General features: G+C 47.2%; 2 protein-coding genes. Both read left to right on the top strand.

What is annotated here, in order from left to right; all coding sequences use genetic code 11:
* The first annotated feature begins 230 nt into the window (after positions 1-230).
* Complete coding sequence (locus tag TJ79_RS27830) at positions 231-593, top strand: helix-turn-helix domain-containing protein (protein ID WP_040953173.1); 363 nt, start codon at positions 231-233, stop codon at positions 591-593.
* On the top strand, positions 494-814 hold the full coding sequence (locus TJ79_RS28720) for an IS3 family transposase (RefSeq protein WP_162162993.1): 321 nt from the start codon (positions 494-496) through the stop codon (positions 812-814). Before TJ79_RS27830 ends, TJ79_RS28720 begins: the two co-directional genes overlap by 100 nt.
* Positions 815-959: the final 145 nt, after the last annotated feature.

Genomic DNA, 959 nt, shown 5'->3' with positions numbered 1-959 from the left:
GATTACGTGCGGGGTTTTTTGTTGCGTTTGGCCGTCCGCCTCGAAAAGAACCCGTCCGCGCGTACCATCGGCTTGATGGTACTTGGACCAGGCGAAGCCAAGTCCGGGAACAGTGGTACAACGCCAACACAATGAACCCCGTACGCTAGTGAAGTGCACCCCTTATAGTAGACATTGGAAAAACACCCTGGTGTTAAACCGATGAAAAACTATAGGGGGTGCTTTTCGTTATGGACAAAAAGGGACAAAAGCATGGTACGTACAGTTTTGAAACAAAGAAGAAAGCTATAGAGATGCGGCTTCAAGGAATGACAAAGCAGAAAGTGGCAGAAGCATTGGGGATCGAGGACATAGGCCGACTAAAGATATGGATGCGACGGTTCAAGCAGATGGGCGACTATGGCCTCATGGATCATCGTGGAAAGCGAAAAAAGTACATTGATGAGGACCGATATGTCAAACGCTTGGAGTTGGAGAATGCCGTTCTAAAAAAGTGGTTGGCCATTACGAAGGCGGAGGTGTACCAGAGAAGTATCGGCTTGTCGACGAGCTCCGTGAAAGCTTTAACGTTACAGAGCTCTGTAAAGAAGTAGGCATCTCAAGAAGTGGATATTATGCCTATGTAAGACGAAAGGATGAAGACAAAGACGCGACGTCTAGACAACAAGTTCGTGCTACTTATGAACGCTACAACGGCATCTACGGATATCGACAAGTTCAACTGTTCATGTATCAGGATCAGGGCGTGTGGATGAACCACAAAAAGGTTTTGCGGTTAATGCAAGAAATGGGGCTACGCTCTAGGGTTCGATGAAAATACCGCCACAATAGCCGCACTTGGAACATAGGTGATCGTGTCGTAAAGAATAGCTTGGATCGTCAATTTCAAGCAGATGCACCGAACCAAAAGTGGGTGACAGATATTACGCAGTACCAAGTTGGGGACGTCTGGCTGTATC

The organism is Gorillibacterium massiliense, assembly GCF_000455485.1.
Taxonomy (GTDB): Bacteria; Bacillota; Bacilli; order Paenibacillales; family NBRC-103111; genus Gorillibacterium; species Gorillibacterium massiliense.
This window is presented reverse-complemented; position numbering and strand designations above follow the sequence as displayed.

Coding starts and splice junctions, on each gene's coding strand:
- TJ79_RS27830 (WP_040953173.1), top strand. CDS start 231: ATGGACAAAAAGGGACAAAAGCATGGTACGTACAGTTTTGAAACAAAG.